Below are 738 nucleotides of genomic sequence, written 5' to 3'. Positions count from 1 at the left end.
GGGGCGAACAATTCGCGAGCTGGTCAGCGCGATGAAGGCTCTGGAGACGAAGAATGCTCGGCTGCGAAAGTCGATTGCGGATCTAACCCTCGACAAGCTGATCTCGCAGGAGGCGTCACGGGGAAGACGTCTCGAGCCCCGCGCGCCGACGCGTCTGTGTCGAGCACATCATGCGGACGATGCCCGTCTCCGAGCGTCGCGCTTGTCGGGCGCTCGGACAGCATCGCTCGACACAGCGCAAGGTACCGCAGGGCCGCGACGACGAAGAGGCGCTGACGGCCGATCTCGTGGCGTTGGCCGAGAAGTACGGGCGCTACGGCTACCGCAAGATCAGCGCGTTGCTGAAGGCGGCCGGGTGGTTCGTCAACGACAAGCGCATCGAGCGGATTTGGCGGCGTGAAGGTCTGAAAGTACCGGCCAAGCAGCCCAAGCGGGGGCGGATCTGGGACAACGACGGCTCCTGCGTCCGTCTTCGCCCGGAACACCGCAATCACGTGTGGTCGTACGACTTCGTCGAGGCCCGCACGCATGACGGACGCAAGATCCGGATGCTCAATGTGGTCGATGAGTTCACCCATGAATGCCTGGCGATTCGGGTCGCCCGCAAGCTGAAAGCGATCGACGTCATCGATGTGCTCTCGGACTTGTTCATCCTGCGTGGCGTGCCTGGCCATATCCGTTCGGATAACGGACCGGAGTTCGTTGCGAAGGCCGTACAAGCTTGGATCACCGGCGTCG

Annotated in this window: 1 pseudogene; it reads left to right on the top strand. The window is 63.1% G+C overall.

Annotated features, from left to right (window positions below):
- A pseudogene (locus tag MKK60_RS27630) lies at positions 1-738 on the top strand (IS3 family transposase); the annotation flags it as partial.

Source organism: Methylobacterium sp. J-092, from assembly GCF_022829325.1.
Taxonomy (GTDB): Bacteria; Pseudomonadota; Alphaproteobacteria; order Rhizobiales; family Beijerinckiaceae; genus Methylobacterium.
The sequence above is the reverse complement of the archived record's forward strand: the minus strand, read 5'-3'. Positions and strand labels throughout refer to the sequence as shown.